The sequence below is a fragment of the Lysinibacillus sp. NPDC048646 genome (assembly GCF_050272295.1).
Classification (GTDB): Bacteria; Bacillota; Bacilli; order Bacillales_A; family Planococcaceae; genus Lysinibacillus.
On record NZ_JBNNLZ010000015.1, the window covers coordinates 20,375 to 41,499 of the forward strand.

General features: G+C 39.0%; 22 protein-coding genes and 1 pseudogene. 16 read left to right on the top strand and 7 right to left on the bottom strand.

The window, feature by feature from the left end; all coding sequences use genetic code 11:
* Positions 1-102 precede the first annotated feature (102 nt).
* The 7 genes from ACQKII_RS15785 to ACQKII_RS15815 are packed head-to-tail and all read left to right on the top strand — an operon-like array spanning position 103 to position 5,607.
* Positions 103-1,431, top strand: a complete 1,329-nt coding sequence (locus ACQKII_RS15785) for an LLM class flavin-dependent oxidoreductase (protein WP_427460915.1) — start codon at positions 103-105, stop codon at positions 1,429-1,431.
* A 46-nt stretch (positions 1,432-1,477) separates the two neighbouring features.
* The gene (locus tag ACQKII_RS15790; protein WP_427460796.1) at positions 1,478-2,491 is read left to right on the top strand and encodes an LLM class flavin-dependent oxidoreductase; all 1,014 of its coding nucleotides are present in this window, start codon (positions 1,478-1,480) and stop codon (positions 2,489-2,491) included.
* A gap of 12 nt (positions 2,492-2,503) precedes the next feature.
* A complete protein-coding gene (locus tag ACQKII_RS15795) occupies positions 2,504-2,782 on the top strand; it encodes a glutaredoxin family protein (protein WP_427460798.1) in 279 nt (92 codons plus the stop codon).
* A 19-nt stretch (positions 2,783-2,801) separates the two neighbouring features.
* The gene (locus ACQKII_RS15800; protein ID WP_427460800.1) at positions 2,802-3,626 is read left to right on the top strand and encodes a transporter substrate-binding domain-containing protein; all 825 of its coding nucleotides are present in this window, start codon (positions 2,802-2,804) and stop codon (positions 3,624-3,626) included.
* 26 nt (positions 3,627-3,652) lie between these two features.
* Positions 3,653-4,357: an amino acid ABC transporter permease gene (locus ACQKII_RS15805; RefSeq protein WP_427460802.1), complete on the top strand. Its 705-nt coding sequence runs from the start codon at positions 3,653-3,655 to the stop codon at positions 4,355-4,357.
* Positions 4,358-4,369: 12 nt separating this feature from the next.
* Entirely contained in the window at positions 4,370-5,077 is a 708-nt protein-coding gene (locus tag ACQKII_RS15810) for an amino acid ABC transporter permease (protein WP_427460804.1), read from the top strand.
* 17 nt (positions 5,078-5,094) lie between these two features.
* On the top strand, positions 5,095-5,607 hold the full coding sequence (locus ACQKII_RS15815) for an N-acetyltransferase family protein (protein ID WP_427460806.1): 513 nt from the start codon (positions 5,095-5,097) through the stop codon (positions 5,605-5,607).
* 120 nt (positions 5,608-5,727) lie between these two features.
* Here the strand turns inward: ACQKII_RS15815 and ACQKII_RS15820 are convergent, their stop codons facing one another.
* Together ACQKII_RS15820 and ACQKII_RS15825 are read right to left on the bottom strand one after the other, a co-directional pair.
* Positions 5,728-6,336, bottom strand: a complete 609-nt coding sequence (locus ACQKII_RS15820; RefSeq protein ID WP_427460808.1) for a hypothetical protein — start codon at positions 6,334-6,336, stop codon at positions 5,728-5,730.
* Entirely contained in the window at positions 6,333-6,968 is a 636-nt protein-coding gene (locus ACQKII_RS15825; protein ID WP_427460810.1) for a hypothetical protein, read from the bottom strand. Before ACQKII_RS15825 ends, ACQKII_RS15820 begins: the two co-directional genes overlap by 4 nt.
* A gap of 240 nt (positions 6,969-7,208) precedes the next feature.
* Here ACQKII_RS15825 and ACQKII_RS15830 point away from each other — a divergent pair, with 240 nt between their 5' ends.
* From ACQKII_RS15830 to ACQKII_RS15850, 5 genes are read left to right on the top strand one after another with little or no spacing between them, the layout of a single operon-like run.
* Positions 7,209-7,841, top strand: coding sequence for a hypothetical protein (locus ACQKII_RS15830; RefSeq protein WP_427460812.1), 633 nt, complete (start codon positions 7,209-7,211; stop codon positions 7,839-7,841).
* Positions 7,838-8,440: a hypothetical protein gene (locus tag ACQKII_RS15835; protein WP_427460814.1), complete on the top strand. Its 603-nt coding sequence runs from the start codon at positions 7,838-7,840 to the stop codon at positions 8,438-8,440. The genes ACQKII_RS15830 and ACQKII_RS15835 overlap by 4 nt, the downstream gene beginning before the upstream one ends.
* Positions 8,413-9,579 (top strand): ABC transporter substrate-binding protein, encoded by a 1,167-nt coding sequence (locus tag ACQKII_RS15840; protein WP_427460816.1) that lies wholly within the window; start codon positions 8,413-8,415, stop codon positions 9,577-9,579. The genes ACQKII_RS15835 and ACQKII_RS15840 overlap by 28 nt, the downstream gene beginning before the upstream one ends.
* Positions 9,580-9,593: 14 nt before the next feature.
* On the top strand, positions 9,594-10,595 hold the full coding sequence (locus tag ACQKII_RS15845; RefSeq protein WP_427460818.1) for a FecCD family ABC transporter permease: 1,002 nt from the start codon (positions 9,594-9,596) through the stop codon (positions 10,593-10,595).
* A complete protein-coding gene (locus ACQKII_RS15850; protein ID WP_427460820.1) occupies positions 10,592-11,437 on the top strand; it encodes an ABC transporter ATP-binding protein in 846 nt (281 codons plus the stop codon). Before ACQKII_RS15845 ends, ACQKII_RS15850 begins: the two co-directional genes overlap by 4 nt.
* A gap of 67 nt (positions 11,438-11,504) precedes the next feature.
* On the opposite strand, the gene ACQKII_RS15855 is transcribed toward ACQKII_RS15850, so the two are convergent.
* A complete protein-coding gene (locus tag ACQKII_RS15855; protein ID WP_427460822.1) occupies positions 11,505-12,884 on the bottom strand; it encodes an FAD-binding oxidoreductase in 1,380 nt (459 codons plus the stop codon).
* Positions 12,885-12,962: 78 nt separating this feature from the next.
* Complete coding sequence (sspI, locus tag ACQKII_RS15860) at positions 12,963-13,172, bottom strand: small acid-soluble spore protein SspI (RefSeq protein ID WP_010860143.1); 210 nt, start codon at positions 13,170-13,172, stop codon at positions 12,963-12,965.
* 234 nt (positions 13,173-13,406) lie between these two features.
* Between sspI and ACQKII_RS15865 the strand changes: the two genes are divergently transcribed.
* Both ACQKII_RS15865 and ACQKII_RS15870 read left to right on the top strand, forming a co-directional pair.
* Complete coding sequence (locus ACQKII_RS15865; protein ID WP_427460824.1) at positions 13,407-13,940, top strand: sigma-70 family RNA polymerase sigma factor; 534 nt, start codon at positions 13,407-13,409, stop codon at positions 13,938-13,940.
* Between the two features lie 205 nt (positions 13,941-14,145).
* Complete coding sequence (locus ACQKII_RS15870; RefSeq protein WP_427460826.1) at positions 14,146-16,323, top strand: bifunctional diguanylate cyclase/phosphodiesterase; 2,178 nt, start codon at positions 14,146-14,148, stop codon at positions 16,321-16,323.
* Between the two features lie 111 nt (positions 16,324-16,434).
* On the opposite strand, the gene ACQKII_RS15875 is transcribed toward ACQKII_RS15870, so the two are convergent.
* The 3 genes from ACQKII_RS15875 to ACQKII_RS15885 all read right to left on the bottom strand — a co-directional run bounded on the left by ACQKII_RS15875 (position 16,435) and on the right by ACQKII_RS15885 (position 18,346).
* Entirely contained in the window at positions 16,435-16,626 is a 192-nt protein-coding gene (locus tag ACQKII_RS15875) for an H-type small acid-soluble spore protein (RefSeq protein ID WP_427460828.1), read from the bottom strand.
* Positions 16,627-16,638: 12 nt separating this feature from the next.
* Positions 16,639-16,797, bottom strand: coding sequence for a YfhD family protein (locus ACQKII_RS15880; RefSeq protein WP_143995732.1), 159 nt, complete (start codon positions 16,795-16,797; stop codon positions 16,639-16,641).
* A 139-nt stretch (positions 16,798-16,936) separates the two neighbouring features.
* Positions 16,937-18,346, bottom strand: coding sequence for a LysM peptidoglycan-binding domain-containing protein (locus tag ACQKII_RS15885; RefSeq protein WP_427460831.1), 1,410 nt, complete (start codon positions 18,344-18,346; stop codon positions 16,937-16,939).
* Positions 18,347-18,540: 194 nt separating this feature from the next.
* Between ACQKII_RS15885 and ACQKII_RS15890 the strand changes: the two genes are divergently transcribed.
* Both ACQKII_RS15890 and ACQKII_RS15895 read left to right on the top strand, forming a co-directional pair.
* Complete coding sequence (locus ACQKII_RS15890; protein ID WP_427460833.1) at positions 18,541-19,887, top strand: FAD-binding oxidoreductase; 1,347 nt, start codon at positions 18,541-18,543, stop codon at positions 19,885-19,887.
* 192 nt (positions 19,888-20,079) lie between these two features.
* Positions 20,080-20,872: pseudogene (locus tag ACQKII_RS15895) on the top strand (alpha/beta fold hydrolase).
* The last annotated feature ends 253 nt before the right edge of the window (positions 20,873-21,125 follow it).

Genomic DNA, 21,125 nt, shown 5'->3' on the forward strand with positions numbered 1-21,125 from the left:
TATGCATGTTCGTGGAGCAGCATAAGTGAAATATTATTTTTTAAATAAAAACATACTTTACCGCTATGTTTAGTAAATATAAAAATTTAGGAGGAAAAAATGATGGTGAGACAGGATAAAATTCGATTTGGAGCAATTATTCATGGGGTTGGTGGTAATATTTCAGGTTGGCGTCACCCAAAGGTAGCAAGCAATCAAAGTGTAAGCTTGCCCTTTTATACGCAACAGGCACAAAAGGCAGAACAAGGGAAATTTGATGTTGTTTTTATTGCAGATGGCGTATTTATCAATGAAAAATCGATTCCACATTTTTTAAATCGCTTTGAGCCACTGACTATTTTATCGGCATTGGCCGTAGCGACCAAAAAAATTGGGTTAGTCGGGACTGTTTCAACGTCTTATAGTGAGCCATTTACAGTGGCGCGCCAGTTTGCATCACTCGATCTTATTAGTGGTGGTCGAGCAGGCTGGAATGTAGTGACGACACCATTAGAAAGCACAGCATTGAACTACAATAAAACAATCGAACAACACCCAAGCCACGCGGAACGCTACCAAATTGCAGAGGAATATTTAGAGGTAGCAAAAGGGCTTTGGGATTCATGGGACGATGATGCCTTTGTTGCAGATGATGAACACGATGTATTTTTTGACCAAGAAAAACTTCACACCTTGAACCATAAAGGTAAGTATTTCTCTGTACAGGGACCGTTAAATATTGCTCGCTCGCGACAAGGTCAGCCGGTAATTTTTCAAGCTGGATCATCCGATGCAGGCATTCGTCTAGCTGCAAAGGATGCAGATGCAATATTCACACATGGTGCATCGATAGAAGCGTCACAGAACTTTTATAAAAGGGTGAAGGCAGAGGTTAAAGCATTTGGTCGTAATCCTGATGAGGTTAAAATTTTTCCAGGAATATCACCAATCATTGGCGACACAGTTGAAGAAGCAGAAGGAAAGTATCAGGAAATCGTAGAGCTTGTGTCCATTGAACGTGCACTCGCTTATCTAGGTCGTTACTTCGACCATCATGATTTTACACAGTATGATGTGGATGCGCCGTTCCCAGAGCTTGGCGATATTGGCGCAAATAGCTTCCGAAGTACGACAGACTATATTAAAAAGTATGCAAGAGAAGAGGGGCTAACACTTCGCCAAGTGGCTTTACGGGAAGCAACGCCAAAAACTGCCTTCTTTGGTACAGCAGAGCACATTGCAGATTTAGTGCAAGAATGGTTTGAAAAAGAAGCAGCGGATGGCTTTATTATAGGTGTTACAGTACCTGGAGCGCTTGACGATTTTGTTGACAAAGTTGTACCGATTTTACAAAAACGTGGGCTATATAGAGAGGAATACGAGGCAGATACATTACGTGGCAATTTAGGTTTACCTTTTAAAGAAAGTCGATTTGTCAAACAGTCTGTCTAAAAACCTAGTAAATTTATTTGAATAAAAGAGTTTAAGGAGGAAATGTATGAGTTACTCATTAGGCATACTCGATCAAAGTCCCATTATTGAGGACGCAACAAATGAACAGACCTTACAAAATACGGTGGCATTAGCACAAAAAGCAGAGCAGTTAGGCTATTCACGCTTTTGGGTGTCTGAACACCACAATACAGATACATTAGCTGGGACATCACCGGAGGTTTTAGTATCTTATCTACTAGCGAAGACAAAATCCATCAACATTGGCTCAGGAGGCGTCATGTTGCAGCATTATAGCCCATATAAGGTTGCAGAAAATTTTCATGTGCTCGCATCGTTGGAACCGGGAAGAGTAGACTTAGGCATTGGAAAAGCGCCGGGAGGTTTGCCACTTTCTACAAAGGCATTGCAATATGGCACGATTAATAAAGGGGAAGATTTTGAGGAACGGCTCACATTTTTACAGCACTTACTTGAGGATGCGGTACCTGTAGAACATCACCTCCATGGTGTGCAGGCAACGCCTATTCCAAAGGTGAAGCCATCGCTATTTTTACTGGGTGCGAGTTCACAGAGTGCCGCCCTTGCAGGGAAGTTAGGCATTGCCTTTGTTTTTGCTCGCTTTATCAATAGTGATCATGATGTGTTAAAAGAAGCAGTTGAGGCATACCGCACGCATAATCCTAAAGGTCATTTTGCAATTTCCATTGCGGCTTTTGCTGCACCAACAAAAGAGGAAGCAAAAAACTTAGTGGGCGAACAAAAAATAACGAAGGTGCATTTAGCCAGTGGTCGAAGCTTAACATTGAATTCTGTCGAGCTGGCAGAAAAATTTGGGCAAGAATCAGGGGAGTCTTTCACCGTACAGCAGTATGATGCAGATATTTTATACGGCACCCCAGAAGATATAAAAGAAAAATTAGATGGCTATCATGTGCAATACCAAATTGACGAATTCATCTTGCATACGCCTGTATTGCAGGCATTTGAGCGGAAACGATCATTTGAGCTGTTAAGTCCATTGAATTTACATCTACAACAAAAGGAAGCAGTTAGCTAAGGGGATATGAGCATGACAAAAAAGATAGATATAATAGTTTGGTCAAAACAAGGATGTAGCTATTGTGAAGAAGTGAAAACGTATTTTCATGCGGAGCGTATCGCTTATAAAACAGTAGACGTGACTCATAATGATGCATTTCGCGACATTCTTGAGTCAAAGTATGGAGTACGTTATGTGCCAGTTATAGAAATTGGCTCAAGTGAAAATGGTGTATACAAAGCTGTAACGGAAATAGGGCTAGAGCATTTAAAGGCAGCACTTGCTGATCGTGTGCCTTCGCATAATTGATTACGAAAAGAGGAATTGTATGAAAAAATTATCGCTTTATTTAACAATCGTGCTTACCTTCCTTTTAACAGCCTGCACGAGTGTTGAGAATTCTGAGGGAGATACAAGTAAAAATGATTCAGCACAAGAGGGAAAAGACGTTCAAAAAATTATTGTTGGCACAGGCACACAATTTCCAAATATATGCTTCTTAGATGATAAAGGAAACTTAACAGGTTATGATGTCGAGCTGGTACGTGCTATTGATGAAAAGCTACCAGAATATGAATTTGAATTTAAAACTATGGAATTTTCTAACTTACTACTAAGTTTAGAAACAAGAAAAATTGATTTTATCGCACATCAAATGGAAGTCAATAGTGAGCGAGAGAAGAAGTTCTTATTCAACAAGGAGCCTTACAATGTATTTCCATTAAAGGTGACGGTAAATGCAAAAAATGATGAAATCCAATCGATTGATGATTTAAAAGAAAAGAGTGTCAGTGTTTCAGCGACGAGTAACTCTGCTGTTTTTCTAGAGAAATACAATAAAGAGCACGATTTAGGTGTAAATATTGTTTATTCGTCTGGTTCAGCAGATGTCAATAACCAAATTGCTACGGGTCGTATCGATGCAATTATTACAACACCATTTGCAGTAAAGTATTATAACGAAAACAATGAGGCCCAACAAAAAGTTGTAGGGGACGCATTATTAAACTCCAAAGTTTATTTTTTACTTAACAAAGATTCGGTGGCATTACAGGAACGTATCGATGAAGCCATTCAAGAGCTAAAAGCTGATGGAGTTGTAAGTGAGCTAAGTGAAAAATGGTTAGGTGACGATTATTCAGTCGATTTCTAAGCTAAATAGGAAAGGGTGAAGGAAGAATGGCGAATGATTTCGACTTCATGCTAATCGCGGACGTACTCCCGACATTGCTTCAGTATTTGCCCGTAACACTTGAAATATTAGTGTTTTCGATTCTTTTTGGTATGGTCCTCGGTATAGTAGTCGCTATACCGAAGCTGCTTCACATACCTGTTTTGAAGCAGCTCGTATCCATATATATATCGTATATTAGAGGTACGCCAATACTCGTGCAGTTATTCTTAGTGTTTTATGGAATCCCAGCAGTCTTACAAAGTATTCATATTGATGTAACAAGGGTGGACGCCATTTATTTTGTCATTATTACGTATACATTCAGCAACGCAGCCGCATTTGCAGAAATTTTTAGGGCAGCGATTCTAACAGTTGATCGCGGTCAAATAGAGGCAGCCTATTCAGTTGGTTTAAGTCGTATGCACGCTTTTATACGCATTGTGCTTCCACAGGCCATTCGTGTGGCTTTTCCAAATATGGCGAACACAATGATTAGTTCATTAAAGGATACCTCACTGGCCTTTTCAATCGGAGTAATGGATATGGTGGGGCGTGGTGAAACACTTATTGCCTCCACAACTCGAGCACTAGAAATTTATATTGCACTCTCTATCGTGTACTATGTCATCGTTGTACTACTAGAAAAGCTATTAAAACGAAATGAACGCTATCTCAATCGCTATATGCAGAAAGAAGTAGTGACGAGCTAGGGGGATTTGATTTTGACAATTGACGTATCTTTTATTTTTGAAGCATTTCAAGAAATTTGTAAGGTGTTGCCATTAACCTTGTTCATGACGTTTACACCTGTGGTTCTGGGTATTTTAATAGGCATAGTGGTAACATTTGTGCGGATACAAAATATAAAAATTATCGCTCCATTATTAAATCTTTATGTATCCTTTTTCAGAGGAACACCGATTATTATGCATATAATGCTGATTTATTTTGGGATACCAATTGTAGTGGATGCTATCGCGCAAGCCCTGAAGCTGAGTTTCGATTCAAATGCCATCCCTATTTTGTTTTTTGTGATACTTGCGCTGACATTAAGTGCCGGAGCGTATGCCTCGGAGATTATACGATCGGGTATTTTAGGTGTACCAAAAGGGCAACTTGAAGCGGCATATGCTGTAGGTCTAACATTTTCACAGGCGATGCGACGGTTTATATTGCCACAAGCATTTAGTCAGTCGATTCCAAACTTTACGAACGTTTTTATTGGTTTTTTACATGCGACATCATTAGCATTTTTCGTTTCGATAAAGGAGTTAACCGGCGTAGCCAATATCGTGGCATCAGTTAATTTAAAATTTTTAGAGGCTTTTATTGCAGTGGGATTGATTTACTGGGGGGTGTCTGCAATTATTGAATGGATTGCACACCGGATTGAAAAAAGGGTGACTGCTTATAGTAAGGGCGGCATTTAGAAAAGGAAGCGTTGTGTATGGCAGTAGCTGAAATTGTTATTGAACATTTGCGTGAGGAAGATTATGTACGGTACTTGGAGGTACTGGTGGAAAGTTATGCACAGTATGAAAAAGAATATGATAAACCAGAGGATTGGGCACAGTATTTAAGTGATATTCGAGCATCGGTTGGTAATCCAAACGCGGAGACGATTTTAGTTGCAAAGCGCGGAAATGAAATTTTAGGTGGACTGCAATTATTTACTAGTTCGGAGAAGGCGTATGGTTTCCCCGAACTAGGCATTGACTCTACCATCGTACGCTTGTTAGGCGTGCATCCAAATGGAAGGGGCCAGGGCGTAGCGAAAAAATTATTGCACGAAAGTTTTGCTTTTGCACGTAATCGTCAGGATCAGGCATTGTACTTACATTCCGGTGATATCATGCAAGTTGCCATTGATCTTTATTTATCGATGGGTTTTGTTCGTGATGTGTCAAAAGATTTTTATAAAGGTGAAAAAATAGTGAAAAGCTTTCGTTATGCTTTGTAAGCACAAGAAACCCGCTGATAGGGTCGGTGTCAGCGGGTTTTCTATGCCTAAGATTATGAGAAGGTCGTGATCGTCTACGTTCAGGGCCATCTAAGACGAACTTGAAGTAAATCTTGTCACTTAAATGGTTCCGTATGCTAAGTAAGGGAAGAAACCTTCAAAAAAGCGTTCTGTTGCTGGCATGAAGTATGAGCCAAAATGGAAGTCTGGATCAAGCGTTGTAATAATCCATGTTCCCCCAGATGACTGGCTATCTACGTACATGACAGCACCACCGTCTTCTGTAGAAATTAAAATATCCGAGTGTTCAGGTGGCCAAAAAACACCGTGTTGATGCCATGTACATTCAGCTAACGTTAAATAGCCATTGAATAGTGGATGCGCTGGATTTTGTAGAACTAGGCCGCTTGAAGCCTCTTTATCAAGCCACCACCAGAAATTTGTAGGGCGTTCCTCCCACTTTTGTGCAGGTAGCCAGTTCCACGGCTGTGGCCCGAAAGCGACAATAATGCCACCTTTCTCGGCAAAGGCATGAATTTTTGTCACACTAGCAAGTAATAATTTGTAGTTAAGTTGGGATGGCACGATAAGTACATCTAGGTCATCGATATCTGTTTCTAAAAAATTCGGATGATAAATTAGTTTTGTAATATATTGATTAAATTTAGGTTCATAGAAGGTGCGATAATGGGACTCATTGCCACTGTAAATAACACCGATTTTTCTCATTGTTCTCCGTCCTCCTTTAAAGCTCGTACTTCTGCTTCAAGCCATGCTAAAAACTGTGGGCGAATACGGTCAGTCGATTTGTTTTCGTCAGCATAACCAAGTAAATCACGCCCTGCATGAACTAAAATCGTACCATTCGTTGAACAGCGGTCTGCATATGTAACTGGTTTACCATTGGCAAATGTTAGCAATATTTCTGCATACGCAGGTGGGTGGTGATAACCGCGTGCAAAGAAGCCCGCGACTCCCTTTTTGAACGTCATATCCGCAGTTGTTACACCTTTAAAAATAACTGATTGTTCTGTTGGAAATACCTCGTAATCTTTATAATTACGGATAAGTTGAGGCATGAATGGTCCGCAACCTGGTAACCACTCACGGAATAAATGACCACAGTAAATAACGATTTTTTTCTCTGCTAAAAAGGCAGCAATTTTTTCCCGCTGTCTATATAAGAATTCCTGATCAATAAAATTTGGAATAATGAGAACATCTACCTCGCTTAAATCTTCCTGTGCAAAATCATATTGTTCTACGGTTCTTGCTTCGTCACCTGTATCTTTTTGCATACGGCCATTGACACCAAATGCGTGTCCCGGGTCTAGCTTTAGCATTGTAAATGAAATGCTCATCATCTTTCCTCCTAGACAAAATAGTAGTATTAGTTCCGTGATAAATAATATAAAAAAAACATTATAGATGCACTATTAATATTATTGATGTCGAAAAAAATCCTTTATTTTTTGACAAAATTCGACGAATTCGCGAAAATACATTGACAATGATAATCGTTATCAATATACTGTGACTATATTTTGATGCGAATGATAATCATTTTCAATAACTTTACATAAAAGGAAGTAGGTTATATTTTGAAACCAATTGCGTATGTTGGCATTGATATTCAATTTGCGAGACTGTCAGATGAAGACCGACGACGCGGATTGACATTTTTATATTTATACGATTTACCGTATGCAGATTTACGTGCATATGCAGGGTTAATTATTACAAATTTAGTAGAGGAAAAGTTTTTGCTGGAGCAAAAAGTATTACTCAATCAGTATTTGCAGCAGGGAGGGGTGATTTTCTCGTTAACGGAGACATCTTTACCTTGGTTAACAGGTGTGCCCAACTGGGAACGGTCTCCGATTCCGTTGAAGGACCGTGAAATTATCATAAAAGAACCTAGACATCCACTATTCACAGGTATTGATGCGTACGACATTAACTATCGTAAGGGTGTACGTGGTTTCTTTTCACGTGGATATTTTGACAACATCCCATTGCATGCCGAGGTACTTGTTACCGATCAAAGCGGAGCTGTCATAATCTACGTCGACCATGATTCGACGAATGGTACGATTTTTGCTGGGGCAGGGACGGATATTTATCGTATCTTTATTGATGAGGATAATACGTCTAGTAAATTAAGTATGCAAATGCTTACATGCATACGAGAGGAATACGCTCGTAATAAAGCGAAGGGAGGACAATTACAATGATTGCTATTGTAACGAACGGACTGCCATTTCAACATCGCTTTTTTGCAGAGGAAGAATTTCACTATTTATATGATGATATTTTGCATCTTCGTGAACTGCATCGTTATAATTTGGAAAATTATGATACTTTAATTTTGTCGTGCCGTTTAGATATTCCACATTTGAAGCGTTATCAGTCACAGCTTTTATCGTTCATTGAATCGGGCAAGCGGCTGATTATTTTTGGTGAGGTTTTAGACAACTGGTTCCCTACGATTGATTGGGCGGACTCGGAAGTTAATTTTAGCTGGTGGGTACGGGATGGCGGTGACCTACCAATGGAAGAGCAAAACAAGACACACCCATTGTTTAAATACGTGACACTTCGTGATATGAAATGGCATTATCACGGGTCGTTTTTACCACCCGTTGGTGCCGAGTCATTACTCGATATTCCCGAGGGACGTTCACTATTTTATGTAGACAACGTAAGTTTTAACGGTGAATTAATATGTACGACACTTGACCCGATGTTCCATATCGGACTTGGATTTATTGATCAATCAAGACCGTTTTTACACGGTATCGCTAAATGGCTAAGAGAGGAAGAAGGACATTGAAGAAATACGGATTTTTAGCGACATTAGCACTAACGGCAATGTTGGCTGCTTGTGGCGATAAAGATGAGGAAATGGTGACAAAACAACCAGCTGAATCTTCAACATCTGAAGTACAAACAACGGCTGAAGAGAAAATCGTGACAGACCAACTTGGAAGAGAAGTAACTGTACCGGGTACAATCGAGCGTGTCGTGACTGGCGGAATACTACCTTACTTTTCTACTTGGTATGTAGCCACAAATTCAACAAAAGAAATTGTAGGCATGCATCCTAATTCATACAATGCTGCGAAAAACTCGATTTTAGCGAAAATTTCACCCGATGTTTTAAAGGCAGAAACATCCTTCATTCAAAATGGTGAGGTCAACGTGGAAGAATTAATGAAAGTGAATCCACAATTATACGTAGAAATTGCGACAAATGAGAATTCTATAAACAAAATAACTGAAGCAGGTATTCCGGTTGTCGCTGTAAAAGCGATTGATGCGGCGGCAGCTGAACCATTAGCAACATTCAATAGTTGGCTTACATTAACAAGTCAAATGGCAGGAACAACCGAACGAGCTGACCGTTTCTTAGAAGAAGGCAAAAAAGTACAGGCAGAGCTCGACACAAAATTAAAAGATGTGGCAACTCAGGACAAGCCACGTGCACTCATGTTGTTTATGCATAATGATAAATCAATTACTGTCGGCGGTAAAAACTTCTTTGGCAATCAATGGTTGAATGCAACAGGAGCAGTGGACGTCGCTGAAAATGATGTACAAGGGAAAAAAGAAGTAAACATGGAGCAAATTTACGCTTGGAATCCAGATATTATTTATATCACAAATTTTACTGAAACTCAGCCAGCAGATTTACTTGGAAATAAAGTAAATGGACAGGACTGGAGTCAAGTAAAAGCGGTACAAGAAGGTAAAGTGTATAAAATTCCACTGGGCATTTATCGTTGGTTCCCACCAAGTGGTGATGCACCGTTAATGTTAAAATGGATGGCACAAAAAAACCACCCAACACAATTCGACTATAAGATCGAAGATGAAATAAAAGCGTACTACAAAGACTACTATGAATTTGACGTAACAGACGAAGAAATTCATTCGATATTAAATCCTTCTTCTGACGCGGCGAAATATTAAGGGATGATCGTTAGATGAAGAAATGGAAAGTTGCATTGTTATGGTTGCTACCAATTGTGGTAGCAATCGTTTCTCTAGGTGTTGGCCGTTTCGAGGTAGGGCTTGAGCATATTTTAAAAATTCTTACTTCGCAATTGTTCCCTATAGAACAAACTTGGACACAAATGGAAGAAACAGTCGTTATGAATATTCGTTTACCTCGTATTTTACTAGCTCTGCTGATTGGCGGAGGATTAGCAATTGCGGGTGCTGGTTTTCAAGGCATGTTCGGAAATCCACTTGTATCACCTGATATTTTAGGTGTTTCTGCTGGTGCTGGTTTTGGGGCATCGCTAGGGATTTTATTATTTGGACAAAACTTTACAGCGCAAGTAATGGCCCTGATTTTTGGACTAGGGGCAATTGCCTTTACATTTTTAGTAGCTGGTGCAAAGAAAAACGCACCTATTTTCATGTTTGTTTTAGCTGGTGTTGTAACGTCGGCACTCTTTAATGCGTTGATCTCCCTGACAAAATTTATGGCAGATCCAGAGGAAAAGTTACCAGCGATTACATATTGGCTCATGGGAAGTCTAGGTACAGCGACGTATAAGGACTTATATATCGCTGGTCCACTTATTTTAATAGGTATTCTACTATTATATTTACTTCGCTGGCGTTTGAATATTTTAACATTGCCAGAAGATGAGGCAAAATCGATGGGGATTCCAGTGGCACGCTTAAAATGGTTCGTTATTTTTGCTGCGACACTCATTACAGCGGCATCTGTCGCTGTCGCAGGTATCGTCGGCTGGGTCGGTTTAATTATCCCGCATATTGCGCGTATGCTTGTTGGCAATAACAATCAATATGTATTACCAGTGTCAGTTGCGATTGGAAGTGTCTATTTATTGATTATTGATGATTTAGCCCGTTCATTAACGGCAACGGAAATTCCATTGTCTATACTGACAGCAATAATCGGTGCACCGTTCTTCGCATATTTATTACGTCGTTCAGGAGGTGGCTGGGGATGAAAATTGAAGTGGTGGATGGCAATTATTATTATGAAAAACGCCGAAAGAAATTCCCGCAATTATATGCACGGGACATCAATTTCACCCTAGCGCCTGGTGAGATAATGGCGATTCTTGGACCAAATGGCGCAGGGAAAACCACGATGTTGAAATGTATTACAGGGCTTCTTGATTGGAAAAAGGGAAAGACATTGATTGATGGAAAACCGCTTGCGACACTGGATCGTAAAGAGCTATGGAAACGAGTGGGCTATGTGCCCCAAGCGCATAAAATGGTATTTGGCTTTTCAGTGGAGGAGCTTGTTGTCATGGGGCGTGCACCTTTTATAAGTACACTGGCGCAGCCATCAGCGAAAGATATGGAAGCAGCTCATGTGGCACTTGATACGATTGGTATTTTGCATCTTGCTAAGAAATCGTGTAATGAAGTCAGTGGTGGTGAGCTCCAGTTAGCTTTGATTGCTCGTACGCTTGTGTCTAATCCAGAGGTATTAATTTTAGATGAGCCTGAATCCCATCTGGATATTCAAAAGCAAATTGTGATTTTACAAACCATTAAGCATCTGTCACAGGAGCGTGGTATTTCGTGCATCATTAATACGCATTATCCAAACCATGCTTTTTACCTTGCTGATCAGGTATTGATGACAGCAAAAGAGAAGGGAATCGTTTATGGTAATGTACAGGAAGTGATGACGGAATCTCGGATGAAAGAGTTTTTCGGCATAGAGCTGAAAAAGATTATTTACGAGGAAGAGGATTATCTCGTAGAAACAATGGTCCCACGTGCGCTTGGTACAGAGCGTGATTTTAGTAATTGTCGTTTTAATGATTTTCAATAAAAATATGGCCTCACCAAAATGGTGAGGCCATATTTTATTAAAGGCATGCATCATGACCTTACTAAAATTACATTGAAAAAATTTTACCTGGATTCATAATGTTGTGCGGGTCAAGAGCTGTCTTGATGCTCTTCATGACCAGTAAAGAAGCTCCGTGCTCCGTTGCCTGGTATTTCATTTTTCCAATACCAACACCGTGTTCGCCAGTGCATGTGCCGCCACGTAGTAATGCATATTGCACGATATGTTCGTTAAAACGGTCTGCCTTCGCCTGCTCTTCAGCATCACTTGGGTCTAACATCAACAAGGCATGGAAATTACCGTCGCCAACATGACCTACAATTCCCCCTGCCAGCCCAACTTCATCTAGTTGTTCACGAGCATATAAAATTGTTTCAGCCAACACCGAAATGGGGACACAAACATCTGTCGACATGAGCTTCTTCCCTGGATAGGCATGAATATAGGCATAGGCCAGAGAATGACGTGCCTCCCAAAGTTTGTTACGTGCTGCATTGTCATGCTCAAATTCAACAGTCATACAATTGAAATCTTCAAAAATTTCCGTTGAAAATTCGATATCAGCCTGCATACCCGCTTCATTTCCGTGGAATTCTAAAAATAATGTTGGTTTTTCGTCATAAGAAGTTTCATTATAAATATTTGCTTGTGTTATAGAAGCCTCATCAACAAGTTCGACGCGTCCAACTGAAATGCCTGCTTGTAATAATGCGGCAACTGCACTGACAGCATCGCCGACTGTCGCAAATACTGCACGACCAGCAGTCACAAATTCCGGTATACCATAGACTTTCAAAGTTAGTTCGGTAAAGCAACCTAATGTGCCTTCAGAACCGACAAACAAGCCATTCAAGTGATAACCAGAAGAAGATTTTGCTGCCAAACTACCTGTATGAATAACTGTACCATCTGCAAGTACAACCTCTAAATCACGTACTTGATCGCGCATCACGCCGTAACGCACAGCGGTCGTTCCACTTGCATTTGTTGCTGCCATGCCGCCAAGTGTAGCATCGGCACCAGGGTCTACAGTGAACTGAAGACCATGCTTTTTTAATTCCTTATTCAACTGTGCACGTGTCACACCAGGTTGTACCTTAACAAGTAAATCCTCTGGTCGAATGTCCAAAATGGCATTCATTTCAGAGAAGTCGATGGAAATTCCCTTTGCAATTGGAATCGCATTTCCCTCTAAGCTTGAGCCGACGCCAAATGGTACGACTGGTATACGCTCCGCATGTGCAACTTTCAAGATGGCACTGACATCCGCTGTGGAACGCGGAAAAACAACGATGTCTGGCATGCTCATTGCATGATGGGATTCATCTTTCCCGTGTAACTCCCGCACCGTTTCGTTCGTCGACACTTGCTCATCCGATAACACTTTTCTTAGTTGATTTACTATTAGCTCTACAGCAACAGTCATTCCAATCCCTCCAAACTTTCAGATAAATCTAATTTATCATGCGTTTATTGGAAATGGAACGAACTGACTATAAAAAAATTAGTGTGCAAAGACTTTTTCTAGCTTTTGTACGAATTCGTCCTGCTCAGCAGTACTAGATTGTTGCCACCACTTCTCAAAAAATACACCGAGACCAGGTAGTAAATGTTCCTCGCCGCGTTCAATCGCATCTACAACAATATCCTTAATTTCTGTTGCTGATTGTCCATGTACGTTTGCAGTAATAGCATCTCTAATTTGAAAATTCATCTATTTCGCCTCCTTAGTAGTAATTTGTCCATCGAGTCAAGAAATATGTATAAAAATCTGAGCAAAACTTAAGGTTTTTGAAATTTCCCTCTATATTTCTGTATATATCTAAACGGCTTTTTATAGATCATATGGTGGATATCCGCGTAATGGCTATTCGACGTGCTCATTATGAATGGCTACGATAGTGTCACCTAGGAATAACGGATTGTGCACAGTCGACGGGATAAAAAAATGTCTAAACAACTGAACAAGCAAATCCTATCACCAGAACTACCATTTGAAAAAGTTTTAGAGTTAGTGCAGCCTATGATTACGTCTATTTTTTTGAAGTGTCATATCTACAAAGATTTTGAGTATTATCGTCATATTGCCGCAATAGCTGTTTGGGAAGCTTGGAAAAAGGCTGATCCTGCTAAAGGGCTATTTTCTTCTTATGTTTATACGACTGTGAGAGGAGAAATTATGAAGGAGTTGACAAAAGAAAAGCGCTTTGAAATGCATTTTGCGCCTATAGATGATGAGCTATTAAATGTGTACCGAATAGAAGAGCAAGGACAACAACAGGGAATGTCCATGTGGTTAGAAAATATAATGGTCCCATTAAAAATTGAGGAAAGAAAATTGTTAGAGCTTTTTTACTTGGAAGGGTATAGCTATGCTGAGATAGCAAGTGAACTACAGTTGTCCATTGCAGCAGTCAAAAAAAGACGCTTAAGACTGATAATAAAGCTTCGTCAACTTCTAGCTTCTAAAAAAGAACGATGAAATCAAAAGTATGCTAATATCAAAATAAAGTGAATATTAGCATACTTTTAGTAATTGCATACAAATTCCAAAAAAAATGCTATGATTTGTAAGAAGTCAAAGAAATATACAATTTTAAAAATATTATTTATTAGTAATAGATAAAATTTCCTATTAATTTCGAGTGATACATACTAGTATTAAGGTTCGGAAGTATGGAGGGTTAGTGTTGGAAAAAAGGAGTAATCATCAAAAGTTAGAAAAGAAAGAGATATGGTATATAGCATTGCCATTACTATTATTAATACCGCTTTTAGTTAATGGTAATCAACTCTACGGAGTTTTTAAGGAAGAAAGTTCCATAATATATCTTAATTTAATTATGCAAATACTGATTGTTGTTTTTACAATGGCAATTGCTATTCATTCTTGGCTAGTATTTTCACACTTATTATCAAATCAAACATTATACATAGGTGGCTTGTTTTTTATTATTGCACTGTTTGAGATAGCAAACATTGTTATACTAGGATCACATACTATGCAAACATCGAATATAAACATGTGGTTACATTTGCTCATGCGTTTGTGTTTAGCAATCGGTGTGTTATTCATTATTTTAAAACCAAAAAAACGATTAACGATGAATTATCGTGTATTTACATATGGTGTTTCTTTTCTATTTGTTATGTGTGTACTTTTTATTTTGTCTAGACCACCAATGATTTTACAGCCATTCATTGAGGATGGTAATTGGGTATATATTGCACGCGAGAAAGTTCATTTATTGGCAGCGGTTTTGCAATGTGTAACGATATATATTTTAAGTAGGTATTATAAAAAATTACCTAAACGCGTTATGTGGCTAATTGGTGCGGCTTTTTATTTAATTTTTAGTGATTTATTATTTGTATTTGGGAAAGACTTGCATGGAATTTGGGATTTATTAGCTCTTATTTACCAATTTTATGCGTATCATCTTATTTTAAAAGCCATATACTATACATCGGTTGAAAAGCCGTATCAACAACTTTTAAAAATTAAACAAGATCTTGAACACTCGCAACAAGAACTTCGATTTCAAGCCTATCATGATGATATTACACAGCTACCAAATGAGCGCCTACTGCTGAAAACCTTGAAGGAAGATTTGCATGCGGATAGTGAGCAAAAAGCAGTAATTGCAATTGAAATTGATCGTTTGGCAGCGATTAGCGCATCAATCGGTATTAGTTATTCCAATAAAATGATGAAGCTAATAGCGGAAAGAATTCAAGCTATTTTACCTCCGCATTATTTTGCGACAAAACTACGTGAAGGTCAGTTCGTAGTTTATATTGATCATGTTCAGACACAAGAAGAACTAGTGCAGTTTTGCTTTAACTTGAAAAGTGCTATGGCAAATCCTTTACAAGTTCAGCTATTCTCACTAAATGGCAATCTAAATATTGGCATTGCGCTCCACGAAGAAGGTTGCTCAGGAGAAGAATTATTAATGCATGCGCAGTTAGCTATGCGAGAGGCCAGCCAAATCCCACAAAGATTCCTGTTTTACAAATCTTATATGTCTAATGGCATGGCGGATCGTATTATCATGGAGCAAGAGTTACATGAGGCACTAGCTAATCATGAATTTTATTTAGAATATCAACCACAAGTAAATTTGAAAACAGGTAAGATTGAATCTTTAGAAGCACTTGTACGCTGGCGCCACCCAACGCGAGGCTTTGTACCACCGGATGTGTTCATTCCGATTGCAGAGGAATCAGGGCTTATTATTCCTCTTGGTAAATGGATATTAGAAACAGCATGTTGCCAAGCAAAGTCGTGGGAAGCACAAGGTTTGCCACAAATGAAGGTAGCTGTTAATTTATCGCTTGGTCAGTTATTTCAACAGGACTTGGTGCAAATGGTGGAGGGCATTTTACAGCAGACTGGCTTAAAGCCGCATCATCTACAACTAGAGATTACAGAAAGTATGACGATGAATATTGATCAAATGACGCAATTGCTTCATGAACTAAAAGCACTTGGTATTCAAATTGCTGTCGATGATTTCGGTACGGGTTATTCGTCACTGTCATATTTAAAAGATTTCCCTATAGATTGTCTCAAAATCGATCGTGCCTTTGTCCGTAATATACAACATGATCCAAACGATGAAGCACTTGTGTCCATGATACTTTCAATGGCCAAGCATTTACGCTTTAAGGTAGTTGCCGAGGGGATTGAAGAAGTTGCCCAGCTTGCTTTCCTAATTGAAGGCGGTTGTGATTATATCCAAGGGTATTTATTTAGTAAGCCACTTGCAGCTGAACAGCTTACAGAAACCTTTAAAGAATTACATAGTCATGCAGAAGAGATTTTAGATCAGTTTAAACATGTTGAGGAATATATCATTTAAAAACTAATGGATTTATAAGTATTCCTCAATAATAAGACACAAAATAAGCACGCAAAATATGATAATTTTTGCGTGCTCGATTTTAATTATGGGTTTAGACAGATGATTTTATTAATGTACAAGGTATTCTTCATTTAACTCTGAAATATCCACTTCGGATCGTTCTTCTAACGAGCGTCGTAAATGCACAGTGGCTGTTTTGCCATCATCGTGTAGCTTGTCAATCCATACAGAAACGTTGTTATAGGTCACTTCATATTCTGATGGTGAGGCGACAATCTCTTGCGCACGTTGATATTCCAAACGAAGTCCCCCTTATTTTTTTTGCTTATTTTTAGTAACTGAATTTATAAGCTCCGTAAACTCTTGCGAAAACTCTTCTTTTACTTTATCTGGCGCAATTTTTTGATTTTTAGGCGTCTGAGGTAGTGAGCCTTTGTTGTTACTTTGCCCTTGCTTATTATCTCTTCCCATGTTGGATTCTCCTTTCAATTTGATATTTCTTAATATGGCTTTGAAACGGACTTTTTATTATGGGAAAAATTAGATAATATACAGGGAAGAGCATTTTTCAGAATTACATTTTTAGAATTTGGACAATATTAAAATTGATTTATTGTTTTTTAATCGAAAATTCGTTATTTAATAATACCCAGTTCTGTGGGAAAGGAAAGCCTAATGCCCAATAACTGACACCACGAAGCTTGTATTGTTTGACCATGTCGAACTTAGCTTGAGCGCTTCTAGCATCTTCAAACCACACTTCATGATTTCTACCTTGTTCATCAACATAACGGAAATAAGGAGACTGTGCTGTTAAATCGTATTGAATGGTTGCGCCATATTTGACTGCTCTACTGATTGCCTCTTGAGGGCTAAATGTCTCAGCTTCTTGACCTTTAACATGGGGAAGAAGCCAGTCTCGGGCATAAATTTGAAAGCCTAAAAATATTTTTTCAGCAGGCATTACTGATAAGGCATATTCTACAACCTTCCTCATTTCGTTAATGGGAGAAATAGCTTGTGGAGGACCAAGTCGATAGCCCCATTCATATGTCATTAGTATCACAAAATCTGCAATCCTACCGTGTGCCTCATAATCATGTGCTTCGTATAATGTCCCGGCTTGAGTTGCGCTTGTTTTAGGCGCAAGAGCAGTCGAAACTAAATATCCTTTTGGGTGGAGACGATCAACAGCTAATTGAAGAAATTGATTGTAATTTTCCCGGTCCGCTGGTAGGACGTTTTCAAAATCAACATTTAGCACTTTATAGCCCTTATCCTGCATCACTTGTAGCACTTCGTTAATAACTTTTCCTCTTAATTCGGCACTAGATAAAATAACATGCGCTAAATTGGATCCTGCTTCTGTTGAAGAGAAGTTTGTAATGGTTAGCATAGGGATAATATTTTTTGAAATAGCAGCATCTATCATTGCTTTGTCATTTATCGGCTGTAATGATCCGTCTTCCTTTATCATATAAGCAAAGGGGCTAAAATAAGTAAGAAGATGGCCTATGGCGTTTAGAGAATCAACAGCTTCTTCACTCGGTTGATAGGTATAAGCATTTACTTCAATCGAAGGTTTCGCTCTTGGAATAATTAAGCGCATACCCGCATAAATCATATTTGGGTTTGTGATGCCATTTTCTAAAACTATAGCTTGAACGGTCGTACCATAGTGATTGGCGATTTGTGATAATGTCTCACCAGGCTGCACAATATGCGTAATTGGTGGAATAACTAGTTTTGTTCCAGGCGTTAGAATATCTGGATTTGTTAGATGATTCTCTAAGATAATCGCTTGAACTGGCACGCCATATTGTTGTGCGATGGACCCTAAATTTTCGCCACTTTTTACGATATGCATTGTATACGGCGAAGGAATAACAAGTGATTGCCCGACCACCAATTGATTTGGATTCGGTAACGCGTTTAATTGGACAATCGTATTGATAGGTACAGCGTAGCGGTTTGCAATTTGCCAAAGTGTTTCACCAGTGCTCACCACATGTATAATCATTCGGACACCCCCTAAGTGTTTTCATTATTGCATCATATGTACAAAGCTATAAAATGAGTATTTACTTGATGATTGATAACGGATAAACATGCCTCTTTTATACTTTTTTTAATTTCAAAATTTATATTTCTTTCCAAAGGATTGTGCATAGTATAGTACATGCACATAGCGTCATTTGAGAAAGGAGTTGTATGTTGAAGAAGGTAAAGCTTTCTGGAAGAATTGTGACACCTGAAGATCCGGATTACGATCTGGCGAGGATCAATAATAACTTAAGTATTGCAAAATTTCCGAGTAAAATTGTGTTTTGTCAAAATACGAAAGATGTAGTGAATGCATTGCGATGGGTGAGGGAACATAATGAGCGATTTCGAATAAGGAGCGGTCGGCATAGCTATGAAAATTTTTCATTATTAAATGATGGTCTTATTATTGATGTGAGTGAGATGAATGATTTGACTATCAATCCGAAAGACATGACAGTAAGAATTGAAGCGGGGGCAAATTTAGGGAAAGTATATCGTGAATTATGGGAATCTGGCATGACCATTCCAGCGGGAACCGAAAGCAGTGTCGGCGTTGTTGGCTTAACTCTCGGTGGGGGCATTGGTATGCTATCACGGCAATTTGGGCTTACTTGTGATAATTTATTGGAAATTGAAATGGTCGGCGCAAGTGGTCATTTAGGTGCAGAACTTATTAAAGCAAACAACCATTCAAACAGTGATCTATTTTGGGCTAGCTGTGGGGGAGGTGGCGGAAATTTTGGCATTGTCACCGCACTTACATTTAAGCTCCTTCCCATTTCGGATGTGACTATTTTCTCGATCACATGGGACTGGGAGGATTTTGAGGTCGCCTTTGATGCATGGCAAAAATGGGCACCCTATACGGATGAACGTTTAACTTCACAAATTGAGCTGAAATCAAAGGAAGTGGGTGAAATTGTTGCGCAAGGCGAGTTTGTTGGTTCAGCAACCGAATTAAAGAAACTTCTTCGCCCTTTAAGGAAGTCTGGCTCACCGACAAGTGTATGGATAAAGGAAGTCCCTTACATCAAAGCTGTGCGATTTTTCGATGTCCCAAGTGGCAATGAACCTGCTCTTCGCAAAAGGTCTGGTTCGTTTATTGAAAAACCATTTCCACATACGGCTATTCGAATAATGAAAGACTTTTTAGCTAACGCGCCAAATATAAATGCAGAAATCTGGCAGCAATCGCTCCGAGGTGCAGTAAGCCAGGTTGCGCCAAATCGTGCGGCCTATTTTTATAGAAATGCCCTCATTGCCCAAGAATACCTCACTACATGGGAAAAACCACAGGAAGAAAAACAAAACATTCAATGGATCGAAGACTTGAGACGAGCATTATCGCCTTACACAGCTGGTGATTACGTGAATTTCCCTGATCGATATATTAAAGATTGGCCAACCGCCTACTATGGACGTAATTTCAGACGGCTTAGAGAAATAAAAACGAAGTACGACCCGTTCAATGTATTTAATTTCCCTCAAAGTATACCGCCCGTTAGGAAATGGTAGTGCCATGGAGGTGCCCATGGTGGTGCCTGGCACGCACACAATTTACTACAATTTAAAAGATGACCTTAAGAAATTTTTCCTAAGTGTCATCTTTTTTAGTGCAACGACGAAAAATATGATTTCTCTTGATAATTATTGTCTTCATCGTCAGAATGGAGTTATTACATATATTACTAAAAGGGGTAAAATGCAATGATAGATGTAGCTGTACGCAATAATGTGAAAATAATTGGTAAAGGGGAGCAAACCATTGTTTTTGCAAATGGGTTTGGTTGCGATCAAAATATGTGGCGATTTATTACACCTGCATTTGAGGAAAACTATCAAATTATTTTGTTTGATTATGTAGGTTCTGGTCATTCAGATCTAAACGCCTCAATCAACAAAATATCATTCTCTTCAAGGTTACATGCAAGATGTACTAGATATCATAGAGTCAATGAATCTTAAAGATGTCATTTTTATTGGCCATTCTATTAGTTCAATGATTGGGATGCTTGCATCGATTGAGCGACCAGATTATTTCCGAAAATTAATTATGATTGGACCTTCACCATGCTATTTAAATGACAAGGATGGGTACGTTGGTGGATTTGATTCCAGTGATATTACAGAATTACTAGATATGATGGAAATGAATTTTTCGGGATGGGCAAGTTATTTGGCCCCAATTGCTATGAACAACCCAGAGTCGCCAAAATTAGCAAAAGAACTAGAACAAACCTTTAAATCAGCAGATCCTGTTATTGCAAGGGAATTTGCAGAAGTGACTTTTTTATCGGATCATCGAGGTGACTTTTCAAAAGTAAATGTTCCTATTCTCATTATGCAATGTTCGAATGATAGCATTGTTCCGATAGAGGTAGGAGAGTATTTACATCGTCACTTGAAAAATAGTACGTTGCGATTAATGGAGGCGAAAGGCCATTATCCACACATTAGTCATCCTCAAGAAACGATTCATTTAATTACAGAATTTCTTTAAGGAAATAGAAAGGATAATTGAAAGTAATGGATAAACGATTGAACTATGCGCCATGTGGCTTTATCTCCATCTCACATGAAGGACTGATTAATCGGTGTGGCGACGGTGACTACAGAAGATACCGACATTACGATTTTGAAAAAAGCCGACCAAGCTTTATATGTTTCGAAGGAAAAAGGTAGGAATCGGGTGACGCTGATAGGAATTTAGATGAGCAGACTCTTTCAAAATGATGAATCTAAATCTTATTATT

What these genes read in the sequence shown, in the direction of transcription:
- ACQKII_RS15785 (WP_427460915.1), top strand. Translation starts at nt 103, where the DNA reads ATGGTGAGACAGGATAAAATTCGATTTGGAGCAATTATTCATGGGGTT.
- ACQKII_RS15790 (WP_427460796.1), top strand. Translation starts at nt 1,478, where the DNA reads ATGAGTTACTCATTAGGCATACTCGATCAAAGTCCCATTATTGAGGAC.
- ACQKII_RS15795 (WP_427460798.1), top strand. Translation starts at nt 2,504, where the DNA reads ATGACAAAAAAGATAGATATAATAGTTTGGTCAAAACAAGGATGTAGC.
- ACQKII_RS15800 (WP_427460800.1), top strand. Translation starts at nt 2,802, where the DNA reads ATGAAAAAATTATCGCTTTATTTAACAATCGTGCTTACCTTCCTTTTA.
- ACQKII_RS15805 (WP_427460802.1), top strand. Translation starts at nt 3,653, where the DNA reads ATGGCGAATGATTTCGACTTCATGCTAATCGCGGACGTACTCCCGACA.
- ACQKII_RS15815 (WP_427460806.1), top strand. Translation starts at nt 5,095, where the DNA reads ATGGCAGTAGCTGAAATTGTTATTGAACATTTGCGTGAGGAAGATTAT.
- ACQKII_RS15820 (WP_427460808.1), bottom strand. Translation starts at nt 6,336, where the DNA reads ATGAGAAAAATCGGTGTTATTTACAGTGGCAATGAGTCCCATTATCGC.
- ACQKII_RS15825 (WP_427460810.1), bottom strand. Translation starts at nt 6,968, where the DNA reads ATGAGCATTTCATTTACAATGCTAAAGCTAGACCCGGGACACGCATTT.
- ACQKII_RS15835 (WP_427460814.1), top strand. Translation starts at nt 7,838, where the DNA reads ATGATTGCTATTGTAACGAACGGACTGCCATTTCAACATCGCTTTTTT.
- ACQKII_RS15840 (WP_427460816.1), top strand. Translation starts at nt 8,413, where the DNA reads ATGGCTAAGAGAGGAAGAAGGACATTGAAGAAATACGGATTTTTAGCG.
- ACQKII_RS15845 (WP_427460818.1), top strand. Translation starts at nt 9,594, where the DNA reads ATGAAGAAATGGAAAGTTGCATTGTTATGGTTGCTACCAATTGTGGTA.
- ACQKII_RS15850 (WP_427460820.1), top strand. Translation starts at nt 10,592, where the DNA reads ATGAAAATTGAAGTGGTGGATGGCAATTATTATTATGAAAAACGCCGA.
- ACQKII_RS15855 (WP_427460822.1), bottom strand. Translation starts at nt 12,884, where the DNA reads ATGACTGTTGCTGTAGAGCTAATAGTAAATCAACTAAGAAAAGTGTTA.
- sspI (WP_010860143.1), bottom strand. Translation starts at nt 13,172, where the DNA reads ATGAATTTTCAAATTAGAGATGCTATTACTGCAAACGTACATGGACAA.
- ACQKII_RS15865 (WP_427460824.1), top strand. Translation starts at nt 13,407, where the DNA reads ATGTCTAAACAACTGAACAAGCAAATCCTATCACCAGAACTACCATTT.
- ACQKII_RS15880 (WP_143995732.1), bottom strand. Translation starts at nt 16,797, where the DNA reads ATGGGAAGAGATAATAAGCAAGGGCAAAGTAACAACAAAGGCTCACTA.
- ACQKII_RS15885 (WP_427460831.1), bottom strand. Translation starts at nt 18,346, where the DNA reads ATGATTATACATGTGGTGAGCACTGGTGAAACACTTTGGCAAATTGCA.